Source organism: Streptomyces sp. 4N124 (assembly GCF_052245395.1).
In the GTDB taxonomy this organism is placed as follows: Bacteria; Actinomycetota; Actinomycetes; order Streptomycetales; family Streptomycetaceae; genus Streptomyces.
The window spans coordinates 185,977-199,149 of sequence record NZ_JBQQBS010000005.1 but is presented as its reverse complement, the minus strand read 5'-3'; the positions used below and the strand labels follow the sequence as shown (position 1 = coordinate 199,149).

Sequence of the window (13,173 nt, the reverse complement as noted above, 5' to 3'; positions counted from 1 at the left end):
CCCTACGCCCTATCGCTCCCGAGCATCCCGGTCCACAGGTCGGGGAAGTCCGGCAGCGTCTTCGCCGTCGTCGCCACGTTCTCGATCTGTACGCCCTCCACCGCGAGGCCGATGATCGCGCCGGCGGTGGCCATGCGGTGGTCCTCGTACGTGTGGAAGATCCCGCCGTGCAGCGCGCGCGGGCGGATGTGCAGCCCGTCGGCGGTCTCCGTCACATCGCCGCCGAGTTCATTGATCTCCTTGGTCAGCGCGGCCAGCCGGTCCGTCTCGTGCAGCCGCAGATGCGACACGCCGCGCAGCGTGGAGGGGGAGTCGGCGAGGGCGGCCACGGCCGCGATGCCGGGGGTGAGTTCGCCTACGTCGCTCAGGTCGACATCGATGCCGTGGATCGCGCCGGACCCGGTGAACTCCAGGCCGTACTCGGTCAGTTGGCAGGAACCGCCCATCTCGGTGAAGATCTCCCGCAGCCGGTCACCGGGTTGGGTGGTCCGCGCCGGCCAGTCCGGGACGAGCACCTTGCCGCCGGTCACCAGCGCCGCCGCCAGGAACGGCTGGGCGTTGGACAGATCCGGCTCCACCGTCAGGTCCCGGCCGAGCAGCGCACCCGGCGTGACCCGCCAGACGTTCGGCTCGCCGCCCGACTCCGGGGTGTCCACCTGGGCGCCGACGCTGCGCAGCATGTCGACGGTCATCCGGATGTGCGGCAGCGAGGGCAGCGTCGCGCCGATGTGGCGGACCTCCACACCCTGGTTGAAGCGCGGGCCGGAGAGCAGCAGCGCGCTCACGAACTGGGACGACGTGGACGCGTCGACCTCCACCGGGCCGCCGTCCAGCGCACCGCCGCCGTGCACGGTCAGCGGTAGCGTGCCGCGGCCGTCGTCGTCGATCCGGGCGCCGAGGACGCGCAGGGCGTCGATCACGCCGCTCAGGGGGCGCTCGTACGACCTCGGGTCGCCGTCGAAGCGGATTTCGCCGTCGGCGAGGGCGGCGACAGGGGGCAGGAAGCGCATGACGGTGCCTGCGTTGCCGACGTCGATCGTGGCGGGGCCACGGAGCCCAGCGGGCAGGACGCGCCACGTCTCGCCCGTGCCGTTGGGGCCGACGCCCTCCTCGATGCCGACGCCCATCGCCCGGAGAGCGTCGGCCATCAGCAGGGTGTCGCGGGAGCGGAGGGGGCGGCGGAGCCAGCCGGGCTCCGAGGCGAGGGCAGACAGTACGAGTGCGCGGTTGGTGACGGACTTGGACCCCGGTACGTGGACCGTCGCGTCGACGGCTCCGCTCGCGTGCGGGGCGGGCCAGAGGGCGGTGTCTGAGGGGTTCAAAGCCATAGGCCCACTCTAGTAGGGGGCTGTGCTTCGGGTGCGGCGCCGTCGTGGCTGGTCGCGCCACGCGGCGGAGCCGCAAATCGATACAGCCCCGCGCCCCTGAAGGGGCGCTGACCTCACGTGTCCAGCAACCAACGGCCTCCACCTATCAGCGAACACAGCGACACCGCGTGGAACAGGAACAGCCACATCCCCGCCGGCACATGCGTCAGCCTCGACAGCTGGTCCGCGTCCGAATCTCCCGCCCCTCCCCGCGCCCGCTTCGCCTGCAGCTCGAACGCCGGGCGCACGCCCCCGAGCAGCAGGAACCACACCACCGCATACGCGAACGCCGCCTGCACCTGGGGACCTGCCAGCCAGGAGACCAGGACGAACGTGCCGCCGGTGAGGACGACCGTCACGGCGCCGTAGGCGTTGCGGATCATCACCAGCATCGCGAGTAGCAGGGCTGTGGCCAGCCACAACAGCAGCGTGATGCGGCCCGCGCCGAGGAGGGCGGCGCCGCCGAGGCCGAGGAGTGGGGGAGCGGTGTAGCCGGAGGCGGCGGTGAGGATCATGCCGAGGCCGTACGGCTTCCCGCGGCTGACCGTGAGGCCGCTGGTGTCGGAGTGCAGGCGTATGCCGGTGAGCTGCCGGCCGGTGAGCAGTGCGACCAGGCCGTGGCCGCCTTCGTGGGCGATGGTGATGGCGTTGCGGGCGAGGCGCCACAGGCCGTGTGGGACGACCACCGCGACCGCGGCGACGAGGGTCGCGATCACCACCCACACGTCCGGGTCGGTCTGGGTGCCGATCAGCTCGTCCCACAGAGAGGTCGCTGTGCTGCTGTCCATGTGTCCGGGGTGCTCCCTCTGTTCATACGGAGTCTGGCAGTGTGGCACGTATGTGCGGACGGTATGCATCGAGTCGTAGGCCCGAGGATCTCGCAGGAATCTTTGAGATCGAGAAGTGGGAGCCCGAGGAGACCCTGGAGCCCGACTACAACGTGGCCCCGACCAAAGAGGTCTACGCGGTCCTGGACCGTCCTGTGAAAGACGCCGACGAGAAGCGACCGGTTCGGCAGCTGCGCAAGCTCAAGTGGGGGCTCGTCCCTTCCTGGTCGAAGACCCCCGAGGGTGGCGCGCGGATGATCAACGCGCGGGCGGAGACGGTGCACGAGAAGCCGTCGTACCGCCGTGCCTTCGCCGCCCGCCGGTGCATCCTGCCCGCCGACGGCTACTACGAGTGGGTCACCGGCAAGCAGGAGCGGGACCTGGAGGAGGAGGGGAAGAAGAAGCGGCCGCGCAAGCAGCCCTACTTCGTGCTCCCCGCCGACGGGTCCGTGTTCGCCATGGCCGGGCTGTACGAGTTCTGGCGGGACAAGACGCTGCCCGACGAGCATCCGCTGGCCTGGTGGGTGACCTGCTCGGTGATCACGACGGAGGCGGAGCAGACCCCGCTGGCCGTGGCGCCCGCCGACGGGCCGTACACGCTGTCCGACATCCACCCCCGGATGCCGCTGATGCTGACGCCCGACCGCTGGGACGCCTGGCTCGACCCGTCCCGCTCCGACCCCGACGACCTGCGCGGACTGCTCGCCCCGCCGCCCCCCGGACTGATGCGCGCCTACCCCGTCACCACCGCGGTCAGCAACGTCCGCAACAACGGGCCGGAGTTGCTGAAGGAGCTGGAAGGGCCCGAAGAGGGCACACTCTTCTAGCGTGACGACCGAGATCATCAGCACCGACGCGGGGGACGCCCGCATCACCTGGCACCGGGCGAAGAAGGCGCGGCTCGTGCTGGCGGTGAGCCATGGCGCGGGCGGCGGCATCGAGGCGCGGGACCTACGGGCGATCGCCGCCGAGCTGCCGGGGCACGGCGTGAGCGTCGCCCTCGTGGAGCAGCCCTGGCGGGTGGCCGGGAAGAAGCTGGCGCCCGCGCCGAAGACCCTGGACGTGGGATGGCGGGGCATCTGGCCCGTGGTCGCCGAGTCCGGGCTGCCGGTGATCTCGGGCGGGCGCAGTGCCGGGGCCCGCGTCGCCTGCCGTACGGCCGTGGAGCTGGGAGCCGTCGGCGTCCTCGCCCTCAGCTTCCCGCTGCACCCGCCCGGCAAGCCCGAGAAGTCCCGCGCCGACGAGTTGCTCGGCGCCGGGGTGCCCACGCTCGTCGTACAGGGCGGCAACGACCCGTTCGGGAGGCCTGAGGAATTCCCAAAGGGCACTTATGAACTGGTCGAGGTGCCGTACGGCGATCATGGCTTCGCCGTGCCGAAGCGGGCGGAGATGGGGCCGGACGAGGTCGTGGCGATCATCACCGACGCGGTCGTGAAGTGGACCGGGTCACTGGGGTGAAGCCCCGGGAATGTTGGGCCGCGGACCACTGTTGAGCGGGACAGAAGTGCTGAGAAACCAGCACCGACGTCGTGGGAGAGGAAGTCCGCCGCATGGGTTCGACCGTATGCCCGAGCCGCAGCAGCCGCACTGACCTGGACTGGACGGTGCTGCACGCGGCCAAGACCACCCCGATTCGAGGGGCGGCGGGGACGGGTCGTCGTCTATCCTCCGAGTCTGGTGACACCGGTGTCGGTGCTGCCCGGAATCTTGAGGAGGTGGGTCCGGTCACTGGGATCGACGCAGGGACCGACAACGGCCAGGCGGAGCAGCCCGAGGGCCAGGGCATGGGCGCGGAGTCCACCGCGGAGCGCAACGTGCGCTTCGAGCGGGACGCGCTCGAATTCCTCGACCAGATGTATTCGGCCGCGCTGCGCATGACGCGCAACCCGGCCGACGCCGAGGACCTGGTGCAGGAGACGTACGCGAAGGCGTACGCGTCCTTCCACCAGTTCCGTGAGGGCACCAACCTCAAGGCGTGGCTGTACCGGATTCTCACCAACACCTTCATCAACTCGTACCGCAAGAAGCAGCGTGAACCCCAGCGCTCCGCGGCCGAGGAGATCGAGGACTGGCAGCTCGCCCGTGCCGAGTCGCACATGTCGACGGGTCTGCGCTCCGCGGAGTCGCAGGCGCTCGACCACTTGCCCGACTCGGACGTGAAGGAAGCGTTGCAGGCGATCCCCGAGGAATTCCGTATCGCCGTCTATCTCGCGGACGTAGAGGGCTTTGCGTACAAGGAGATCGCGGACATCATGGGGACACCTATCGGTACGGTGATGTCCCGGCTGCACCGGGGCCGCCGTCAACTGCGCGGCATGCTCGAGGACTACGCCCGTGAGCGCGGGCTTGTCCCGGCCGGCGCCGGAGAGTCGAACGAAGCGAAAGGCTCGGGCTCATGAGCTGCGGAGAGCCGCACGAGACGGACTGCAGTGAAGTCCTGGACCATCTCTACGAGTTCCTCGACAGTGAGATGCCGGACGTCGATCGCGACAAGTTCAAGCAGCACTTCAAGGAGTGCTCGCCGTGCCTGGAGAAGTACGGGCTCGAAGAGGCCGTGAAGAAGCTCGTCAAGCGGTGCTGCGGTCACGACGACGTACCCACCGACCTGCGCTCCAAGGTCCTGGGGCGGATCGACCTGATCCGCTCCGGGCAGACGGTGCCGGACCATGACGTGACGGCGACCCCACAGGAGTCCTGAACGGCCTGTCGTCACTCGAACGTGCTAACCGCGGGTCATCGACCCGCGGCCGTCCCACCCGCCGCCCTAGGCTCCTGAGCCGGTACGGGCACCGTCGGGGAGGGACGTCATGGAGGCGATACCAGCGCGGGCACGCGCGTACGTCGCCTGCGTCGCCCTCGGTGCGCTGGTCTGCCTCCTCCCGCTGCCGTCCGTGCACACGCCCTGGTGGGCGGTCGCGCTGCTCGCCGCGCTCTACGCCGGATGCGAGCAGATCACCCGGTGGCGGTTCCTCGGCACCTTCTATCCCGTCCTGCTGGCCGGGGCCTTTCTGCTGCCGCCGCCCGCCGCCGCGCTCGTCGCGGTGCCCGGAGCGCTGCTGTCCCCCGTAGCGGGTCGGCCCCGGGCGCTGCGGCGGATCTGGCGGGCGGCCGAACTCGTCGTCGCCGTCTGGGCGGCGGCCCGCGTCCACTGGGCGCTGGGCGGCCGGGACGCGGTCGTGGCATCCGACTTCCCGTACGCGCTGCTGCCCGCCCTGGGCGCGGTGCTCGCGTTCTGCCTGGTGCTCAGCGCGCTGGACGGCTCGATTCTGGCCCTCGCCGAGCGAGTGCCGGTACGGCGGGCCTGGCGCGGTCTGTTTCTACGATCCCTTGCGCCGATCGGCGTCCACGGGCTCGCCGGGCTGATGATGGCCGTCCTGTGGCGCAGCCCGTACGGGCCGTTCGCCGCGCTGCTCGTACTGCTGCCGATGTGCGTGTCGGCCTGGGTGTTCGCGCAGTACCACCGGGAGCGGGCGGCGCACCAGGCGACCATCCGGGCGCTGGTGCAGGCCGTCGACATCAAGGACGAGTACACGCGCGGGCACAGCGAGCGGGTCGGGCACGCGTCGACGATGATCGCGCGTGAGCTGGGCATGGACGACGAACGCGTCGAAGTCCTGCGGTTCGCCGGAATCCTGCACGACGTGGGGAAGTTGGGCGTGCCTACGCGGCTGCTGCGCAAGGACGGGCCGCTGACCCCCGAGGAGCGGCGGGTCATCGAGCTGCATCCCGAGTACGGGCACGAGATGGTGCGCGGGATCGCCTTCCTGGGCGAGGCGCGGGCGGCGGTGCTGCATCACCACGAGCGGCTGGACGGGAGCGGGTATCCGTACGGGCTGGTGGGCACCCAGATCCCGGAGTGCGCGCGGGTGGTGGCCGTCGCCGACGCCTTCGACGCCATGACGTCCACGCGGTCCTACCGGCGGGCCAGGCCGGTCGCGGTCGCGCTGGAGGAGCTGCAGCGGTGCGCGGGAGCGCAGTTCGATCCCCGGATGGTCGAGGCACTGGTCCGGGCCCTGGGCAGACACGGCTGGCACCCGAAGGTCACCGCGGGGGAGGAACCGTGCGCCACCCCACCCGCGACGCCCGCCGCGAGCCGCCTGGGAGCGCGGCGATGAGCCTCGCACGCCGGCGGCCGCTGGTGACCCTCATCCACACCTGCGCGCTCTGTCTCGCCGCCGCCTCCCTCGCCCACACCCTCTGGACCGGCCTCGACGACCGTTCCGTCGCCCTCGCCTTCGCCGTCCTCGTGGCCCTCGGTGAACTCGCCCGCTGGAGCGGGGCCGAGGTCAGGGAGTCAGCGCCGCTCGGGGCGGCGGGGGCGCTCGCCTACGCGCTGCTCGGGGAGGACGCGGGACGGGCCACGGAACACGGCGTCCCGCAGGTCGTCACCGTCGTGCTCGCCGCCTCGCTCGTCGGGAGCGTGCCGCACATCGCGCGAGGACAGGGGCCCACGGCCGATCATCTGGCCCGGCGCATCCTGACCGTCGCCTTCGCCGCCTTCTGCTTCCAACCCCTGTACAACCAGGGCGCGTTCGGCAAGGGCGCGGGACCCGCGTACGCCCTGCTGCTCGTCGCGCTGCTCACACTCACCGCGCTGTGCGACGCCGTCCTCACCGCGGCCCTCGCGCACTCCCGCACCGGGTGGCCCTTCGGACCGCTGCTGCGGGACGAGCTGCGGGGCATGCTCGGTATCGGGTCCGCCGTGTGCGCGACCGGCGCGGTGATGGCGCTCGCGGTGGCCGTCGTGGGGCTGTGGGCGCTGCCCGTCTTCTCGCTGCCGCTGCTGCTCACCCAGCTCTCCTTCCGGCGCTACGCCGCCGTCCGCACCACCTACCGGCAGACCATCGCCTCCCTCGCCCGCGCCACCGAGATCGCCGGATACACCCCCGCGGGCCATGCCCGGCGGGTGGCCGCGCTCAGCCGGGCGGTCGGGCGCGACATGGGTCTGTCCGGGCCCGACCTCACCGTCCTGGAGTACGCGGCACTCATGCACGACATCGGTCAGCTCAGCCTCGTCGATCCCGTCCCGGCGGGAGCCACCGCCGCGCTCCCGGCGTCCGAGCAGCGGCGGATCGCGCTGCTCGGCGGGGCCGTCGTACGGCAGACCGGGGTGAGCCCCCAGGTCGCCACGGTCGTGGAACGGCAGGCCGACCCCTGCCGGGAGCAGCCCGTGGCCGCACGGATCGTACGGGCGGTGAACGCCTACGAGGAGAAGGCGCGGGACGCCGGCCCCGGCGGGCCGCTGCGGGCCCTGGAGGAACTGCGGCTCGCGACCGCCGGGGACTACGCACCCGAGGTGGTCGAGTCGCTGGCCCGTGTGCTGGCCAAGGACTGTCTGACCCTGCCCGGGGCTGGGTAACCCATGGGTAATGAGCGCCCCTCCAGCCGTACGTGGTTTGATGCGCAGGAGAGGGTGTCCGGGGGCGCGAAAGGCACAGCCAGCCCACTCCACGGAACTGGCAGGCGGGAATCGTGAGGATCTTCGGCAAGGGACGGCACCGGCCCTCCGCCTCCTGGCGGCAGGCCACCGACCGCGCGTTCACGCTGATCGGGGACGGTCGGTACGAGGACGCGGGCGCGCTCCTGACACGGGCCGCCGATCTGGAGCCCTGGCTTTCCGAGTCCTGGTTCAACCTGGCCCTGCTGCACAAATTCCGGCACGACTGGGAGCAGGCGCGGGCCGCGGGCCTCAGGGCCGTCGCGCTGCTCGACCGGGAGACCGGCGCACCTGACTGGTGGAACGTCGGCATCGCCGCCACCGCACTCCAGGACTGGCCGCTGGCCCGCCGTGCCTGGCAGGCGTACGGGCTGCGGGTGCCGGGCGGTCCCAGCGCGTCCGGTGAGCCCGTCGGGATGGACCTGGGCAGTGCGGCCGTACGGCTGTCGCCGGAGGGCGAGGCCGAGGTCGTGTGGGGGCGGCGGCTCGATCCCGCGCGTATCGAGGTGCTGTCCATTCCGCTGCCGTCGTCGGGGCGGCGCTGGGGCGAGGTCGTGCTGCACGACGGGGTTCCGCACGGCGAGCGGACCATCGCCGCGGGGCACGCGTATCCCGTGTTCGACGAGATCGAGCTGTGGGCGCCGTCCCCCGTGCCGACCTGGGTGGTTCTGCTGGAGGCGGCCAGCGAGGCCGACAGGGACGCGTTGGAGCAGTTGGCTGCGGATGCGGGGTTCGCCGCGGAGGACTGGTCGTCTTCGGTGCGGTTGCTCTGTCGGATGTGCTCCGAGTCCCGGATGCCGTCCGACGAGGGCGACGGGGAGCATCTCGATCCGCATGATCACAGTGAGCCGGGGCATCCCGGGCCGCTCGGCCATCGGACCGACGGGCAGCTGTGGGTGCCGGAGCGGGAGTGCGGGGTGGCTGCGCCGGCCTCGCTGGTTCGGGGGTTGCTGGACGGGTGGGTTGCTGACAGTCCGGATTCGCGGGATTGGCGGGATCTCGAAGAGGTCTGCTGAGGACCGAGGCCGACTGCGGGTCCGTTGTGGCTGGTCGCGCAGTTCCCCGCGCCCCTGACGGGGCGCTCCCCGTACCCTGTATCAGCATCACACCCTCTTTTCTTGTGCAGGAAGGCATACGTCGGTCATGGCCCAGCAGGACACCGAGCAGCAGCACGCGGGCGTGCTCCCCGTGGACGACGAGGGGTTCGTCGTCGACACCGAGGACGCGGAGGAGCGGGAGCACGCCTGGCGTGAGCACGGCACCTCGCGGCCGATCACCGTCGTCGGGAACCCGGTACTGCACAAGGAGTGCAAGGACGTCACCGACTTCGGCGAGGAGCTCCAGCAGCTGATCGCGGACATGTTCGCCTCGCAGCGCACCGCCGAGGGCGTGGGCCTGGCCGCCAACCAGATCGGCGTCGACCTGAAGGTCTTCGTCTACGACTGCCAGGACGACCAGGGCGTCCGGCACGTGGGCGTGGTCTGCAACCCGAAGCTGGTCGACCTGCCCGCCGAGCAGCGCCGGCTGGACGACAGCAACGAGGGCTGTCTGTCGGTGCCGACGGCCTACGCACCGCTCGCCCGGCCCGACTACGCCGAGGTGACCGGTCAGGACGAGCAGGGCAACCCGATCAAGGTGCGCGGCACCGGCTACTTCGCCCGGTGTTTGCAGCACGAGACGGACCACCTGTACGGGTACCTCTACATCGACCGGCTCTCCAAGCGCGAACGCAAGGACGCGCTGCGGCAGATGGCCGAGAACGAGCCCCGCTACCCCGTGGTCGCGAACGACTGAAGCCGACCGGGGGCCACTGGAGCCCCACAACTCCCTTCCGTACGGCGCCTGTTCAGGATCCCCTTCCTGACCAGGCGCCGTTCGCATGTCCGTCGCACGTTCGATCGTATGCGTGCAGCCGGTGACCCATATTCAGTCACACAAGGGGACGTTCTCGGCACCGTGGGGTAGTGAATGGAGCAAATGCGTTCCCAGATCGGTCAGTTGTGGTGCTGAATGGAAGTGCGGGGATACGCAACGGCGCACGCCCGGCACGGCGGGAGGGGTGTGTGCAACTGGCGGCTGAGAGGGGTTTGTTCGTGCATGCTTTCTCGCACAGCACCACATCGACACCGACGGCGGTCGCGGTCCCACCATCGCTCTCTCTACCGGTGATCGAGGCAGCGTTTCCCAGGCAACTCCATCCGTATTGGCCCAGGCTCCAGGAGAAGACCCGCACCTGGCTACTGGAAAAAAGGCTCATGCCGGCGGACAAGGTGGAGGAATATGCCGACGGCTTGTGCTACACGGACCTCATGGCGGGCTACTACATTGGTGCCCCCGAGGACGTCCTCCAGGCGATTGCGGACTACAGTGCGTGGTTCTTCGTCTGGGACGACCGGCACGACCGCGACATCGTGCACGGCCGGCCGGCCGCTTGGCGGCGGCTGAGGTTCCGGTTGCATACGGCCCTCGATTCCCCCGAGGACCATCTGCACCACGAGGATCCCCTGGTCGCGGGGTTCGCGGACAGCATGGTGCGGTTGTACTCGTTCCTGCCCGAAACCTGGAACGCGCGGTTCGCCCGGCACTTCCACGCGGTGATCGAGGCGTACGACCGGGAATTCCGCAACCGTACCGAGGGAGTCGTCCCGACGGTCGAGGAATATCTCGCACTGCGCCGCCTCACTTTCGCGCACTGGATCTGGACGGATCTGCTGGAACCGAGCGCGGGCCAGGAACTGCCGGACACCGTGCGGAAACACCCGGTATATCGCCGGGCGGCCCTGCTGAGCCAGGAATTCGCCGCCTGGTACAACGACCTCTGTTCGTTGCCCAAGGAAATCGCAGGCGATGAGGTCCACAATCTCGGAATCAGTCTCATCAAGCATGAGGGGATGACACTGGAAGCGGCGATCGGGGAAGTGCGGCGACGCGTCGAAGGATGCATCTCCGAATTCCTGGTCGTCGAAAAGAAGGCCCTGCGTTTCGCCGACTGGCTCGACGACGGAACGGTGCGGGGAAAGGAATTGAGCGCCGCCGTGCGGGCCTGTGTCTGCAATATGCGGAACTGGTTCAGCACGGTCTATTGGTTCCACCACGAGTCCGGCCGCTACCGGGTCGACTCCTGGGACGACCGGTCCACGCCCCCGTACGTCAACAACGAAGCGGCAGGTGAGAAATGACCGTCGAGTCCGTGAAGCCCGAAGCCCCGGAACATGGGGCATCGGAGCTGCGTGAGCCGCCCCTCGCGGGCGGCGGGGTCCCCGGCCTCGGCCATGGCCTCAAGCTGGTCCGCGACCCGCTGGCCTTCATGGCCCGGCTGCGCGAGCACGGCGACGTCGTCCGGCTGAAGCTCGGCCCGAAGACGGTGTACGCCGTCACCACCCCGGCCCTCACCGGAGCGCTGGCGCTGAGCACCGGCTTCAAGATCGACGGCCCGCTGTGGGAGTCGCTCGAAGGCCTGCTCGGCAAGGAGGGCGTGGCCACCGCGAACGGCCCGCGGCACCGGCGCCAGCGCCGCACCATCCAGCCCGCCTTCCGGCTCGACGCCATCCCGGCGTACGGGCCGATCATGGAGGAGGAGGCGCATGGGCTGACAAAGCGCTGGCAGCCCGGCGAGACCATCGACTGCACCTCCGAGTCCTTCCGGATCGCGGTGCGGATCGCCGCCCGCTGTCTGCTGCGCGGCGATTACATGGACGAGCGGGCGGAACGACTGTGTGTCGCGCTCGCCACCGTGTTCCGTGGTATGTACCGGAGGATGGTCGTCCCGCTCGGGCCGCTCTACCGGCTGCCTCTGCCGCCCAACCGCAAATTCAACCGGGCGCTGGCCGATTTGCATCTCCTGGTCGACGAGATCGTCGCCGAACGCCGGGCATCTGGTCAAAGGCCGGACGATTTGCTGACGGCGTTGCTGGAGGCGAAGGACGACAATGGCGACCCCATCGGGGAACAGGAGATCCACGACCAGGTCGTCGCGATACTCACCCCCGGCAGCGAAACAGTGGCGTCCACGATCATGTGGCTGCTGCACATGCTCGCGGAACAACCCGAACACGCGGACAAGGTGAAGGCGGAGGTCGAATCCGTGACCGGCGGCCGGCCCGTCGCATTCGACGACGTCCGTAAGCTCAGGCACACCAACAATGTCGTCGTCGAAGCCATGCGTTTGCGACCGGCCGTATGGATATTGACGCGACGGGCGGTGACCGACACGGAACTCGGTGGCTACCGCATTCCGGCCGGGGCCGACATCGTGTACAGCCCGTACGCGATCCAGCGCGATCCGCTCTCCTACGGGCGCAACGAGGAGTTCGACCCGGACCGCTGGCTGCCCGAGCGGGTCAAGGACGTGCCCAAATACGCCATGAGCCCCTTCAGCGTCGGCAACCGCAAGTGCCCCAGCGACCACTTCTCGATGGCCCAGCTGACGCTGATCACGGCGGCACTGGCCACCAAGTACCGCTTCGAGCAGGTGCCCGGCTCCAAGGACGGCACCCGGGTGGGCATCACACTGCGCCCGCACCGACTGCTGCTGAGGCCCGTACCGAGGTGACGCGTCAGGCCGCTTCGGGGCCCCGGAATGTGCGCCGGTAGGCCTGCGGGGTCGTCCCGATCGACCGTACGAACTGATGGCGCAGCGCGGCCGCGGTACCGAACCCGGTGCGGGCCGCGATCGCGTCCACCGTCTCGTCCGTCGCCTCCAGCAACCGCTGGGCCAGCAGCACGCGCTGACGCAGGATCCAGCGGTAGGGAGTCGTGCCGGTCTCCTGCTGGAAGCGGCGGGCGAAGGTGCGCGGCGACATGTGCGCCCGCGCGGCGAGCTGCTCGACGGTGACCTCCTCGTCGAGGTGCTCCTCCATCCAGACCAGCACCTCGCCGACCGTGTCGCACTGCGACCGGGGCAGCGGCCGCTCGATGTACTGGGCCTGCCCGCCGTCCCGGTGCGGTGGTACGACCATGCGCCGGGCGATGGCGTTGGCGACCTCCGGCCCCTCGTCCTTGCGCACGATGTGCAGACAGGCGTCGATGCCGGCGGCCGTGCCCGCCGAGGTGATCACCGGGTCCTCGTCCACGTACAGCACATCGGGCTCGATGATCGCGCGCGGGAAGCGCCGGGCCAGCTCGTCCGCCTGCCGCCAGTGCACCGCGCACCGCCGCCCGTCGAGCAGCCCGGCGGCACCGAGGACGAAGACGCCGGAGCAGACGCTGAGCACCCGGGCACCCCGGTCCGTGGCCCTGACCAGGGCGTCGAGCAGCTCGTCCGGATAGTCCCGGCCGATGTAGTCGCTGCCCGCCGGTACGGCGATCAGGTCGGCCTCGTCGAGCCGCTCGAGCCCGTACGGCGTGGAGACCGTGAACCCGGGGACATGGGTGCGCAGCGCGGGGCCCTCCGCCGAGACGACCGCGAAGTCGTACACCGGCAGCCCTTCGTCGCTGCGGTCGAGGCCGAAGACCTCACAGACCACACCGAGTTCGAAGGGATGAACGCCGTCGAGCAGGGCGACGGCCACGTTTTTGAGCATGCTGCCAGTGTGCCACTGCC

General features: G+C 70.2%; 13 protein-coding genes. 10 read left to right on the top strand and 3 right to left on the bottom strand.

All coding sequences use genetic code 11. The features are described from left to right. Positions 1-2: 2 nt before the first annotated feature. Together aroA and ACTWQO_RS07320 are read right to left on the bottom strand one after the other, a co-directional pair. Positions 3-1,328: a 3-phosphoshikimate 1-carboxyvinyltransferase gene (gene aroA / locus ACTWQO_RS07325; protein WP_443236395.1), complete on the bottom strand. Its 1,326-nt coding sequence runs from the start codon at positions 1,326-1,328 to the stop codon at positions 3-5. 113 nt (positions 1,329-1,441) lie between these two features. Continuing rightward, positions 1,442-2,155, bottom strand: a complete 714-nt coding sequence (locus tag ACTWQO_RS07320; RefSeq protein ID WP_443236394.1) for a M50 family metallopeptidase — start codon at positions 2,153-2,155, stop codon at positions 1,442-1,444. A 50-nt stretch (positions 2,156-2,205) separates the two neighbouring features. Between ACTWQO_RS07320 and ACTWQO_RS07315 the strand changes: the two genes are divergently transcribed. From ACTWQO_RS07315 to ACTWQO_RS07270, 10 genes are all read left to right on the top strand, one after another. Further along, positions 2,206-3,021, top strand: a complete 816-nt coding sequence (locus ACTWQO_RS07315) for an SOS response-associated peptidase (protein WP_443236393.1) — start codon at positions 2,206-2,208, stop codon at positions 3,019-3,021. A 1-nt stretch (position 3,022) separates the two neighbouring features. After that, complete coding sequence (locus ACTWQO_RS07310; RefSeq protein WP_443236392.1) at positions 3,023-3,652, top strand: alpha/beta hydrolase family protein; 630 nt, start codon at positions 3,023-3,025, stop codon at positions 3,650-3,652. 257 nt (positions 3,653-3,909) lie between these two features. Further along, a complete protein-coding gene (sigR, locus tag ACTWQO_RS07305) occupies positions 3,910-4,593 on the top strand; it encodes an RNA polymerase sigma factor SigR (protein WP_362938823.1) in 684 nt (227 codons plus the stop codon). Beyond that, positions 4,590-4,892: a mycothiol system anti-sigma-R factor gene (gene rsrA, locus ACTWQO_RS07300; RefSeq protein WP_443236391.1), complete on the top strand. Its 303-nt coding sequence runs from the start codon at positions 4,590-4,592 to the stop codon at positions 4,890-4,892. The genes sigR and rsrA overlap by 4 nt, the downstream gene beginning before the upstream one ends. Positions 4,893-5,001: 109 nt before the next feature. Continuing rightward, complete coding sequence (locus ACTWQO_RS07295) at positions 5,002-6,309, top strand: HD-GYP domain-containing protein (RefSeq protein WP_443236390.1); 1,308 nt, start codon at positions 5,002-5,004, stop codon at positions 6,307-6,309. Continuing rightward, complete coding sequence (locus ACTWQO_RS07290) at positions 6,306-7,553, top strand: HD-GYP domain-containing protein (RefSeq protein ID WP_443236389.1); 1,248 nt, start codon at positions 6,306-6,308, stop codon at positions 7,551-7,553. The genes ACTWQO_RS07295 and ACTWQO_RS07290 overlap by 4 nt, the downstream gene beginning before the upstream one ends. A gap of 113 nt (positions 7,554-7,666) precedes the next feature. Next, a complete protein-coding gene (locus ACTWQO_RS07285; protein WP_301983862.1) occupies positions 7,667-8,647 on the top strand; it encodes a tetratricopeptide repeat protein in 981 nt (326 codons plus the stop codon). A 127-nt stretch (positions 8,648-8,774) separates the two neighbouring features. Beyond that, positions 8,775-9,425 carry a peptide deformylase gene (def, locus tag ACTWQO_RS07280; protein WP_443236388.1) on the top strand — a complete coding sequence of 217 codons (651 nt, stop codon included), beginning with the start codon at positions 8,775-8,777 and terminating at the stop codon, positions 9,423-9,425. Positions 9,426-9,724: 299 nt separating this feature from the next. Next, entirely contained in the window at positions 9,725-10,810 is a 1,086-nt protein-coding gene (gene cyc1, locus ACTWQO_RS07275) for an epi-isozizaene synthase (protein WP_443236455.1), read from the top strand. Further along, a complete protein-coding gene (locus tag ACTWQO_RS07270) occupies positions 10,807-12,183 on the top strand; it encodes a bifunctional albaflavenone monooxygenase/terpene synthase (RefSeq protein WP_443236387.1) in 1,377 nt (458 codons plus the stop codon). The genes cyc1 and ACTWQO_RS07270 overlap by 4 nt, the downstream gene beginning before the upstream one ends. Positions 12,184-12,187: 4 nt before the next feature. On the opposite strand, the gene ACTWQO_RS07265 is transcribed toward ACTWQO_RS07270, so the two are convergent. Beyond that, the gene (locus tag ACTWQO_RS07265; RefSeq protein ID WP_443236386.1) at positions 12,188-13,153 is read right to left on the bottom strand and encodes a GlxA family transcriptional regulator; all 966 of its coding nucleotides are present in this window, start codon (positions 13,151-13,153) and stop codon (positions 12,188-12,190) included. Between the last annotated feature and the right edge of the window lie 20 nt (positions 13,154-13,173).

Coding starts and splice junctions, on each gene's coding strand:
- ACTWQO_RS07320 (WP_443236394.1), bottom strand. CDS start 2,155: ATGGACAGCAGCACAGCGACCTCTCTGTGGGACGAGCTGATCGGCACC.
- rsrA (WP_443236391.1), top strand. CDS start 4,590: ATGAGCTGCGGAGAGCCGCACGAGACGGACTGCAGTGAAGTCCTGGAC.
- aroA (WP_443236395.1), bottom strand. CDS start 1,328: ATGGCTTTGAACCCCTCAGACACCGCCCTCTGGCCCGCCCCGCACGCG.
- ACTWQO_RS07315 (WP_443236393.1), top strand. CDS start 2,206: ATGTGCGGACGGTATGCATCGAGTCGTAGGCCCGAGGATCTCGCAGGA.
- def (WP_443236388.1), top strand. CDS start 8,775: ATGGCCCAGCAGGACACCGAGCAGCAGCACGCGGGCGTGCTCCCCGTG.
- ACTWQO_RS07290 (WP_443236389.1), top strand. CDS start 6,306: ATGAGCCTCGCACGCCGGCGGCCGCTGGTGACCCTCATCCACACCTGC.
- ACTWQO_RS07270 (WP_443236387.1), top strand. CDS start 10,807: ATGACCGTCGAGTCCGTGAAGCCCGAAGCCCCGGAACATGGGGCATCG.
- ACTWQO_RS07295 (WP_443236390.1), top strand. CDS start 5,002: ATGGAGGCGATACCAGCGCGGGCACGCGCGTACGTCGCCTGCGTCGCC.
- ACTWQO_RS07265 (WP_443236386.1), bottom strand. CDS start 13,153: ATGCTCAAAAACGTGGCCGTCGCCCTGCTCGACGGCGTTCATCCCTTC.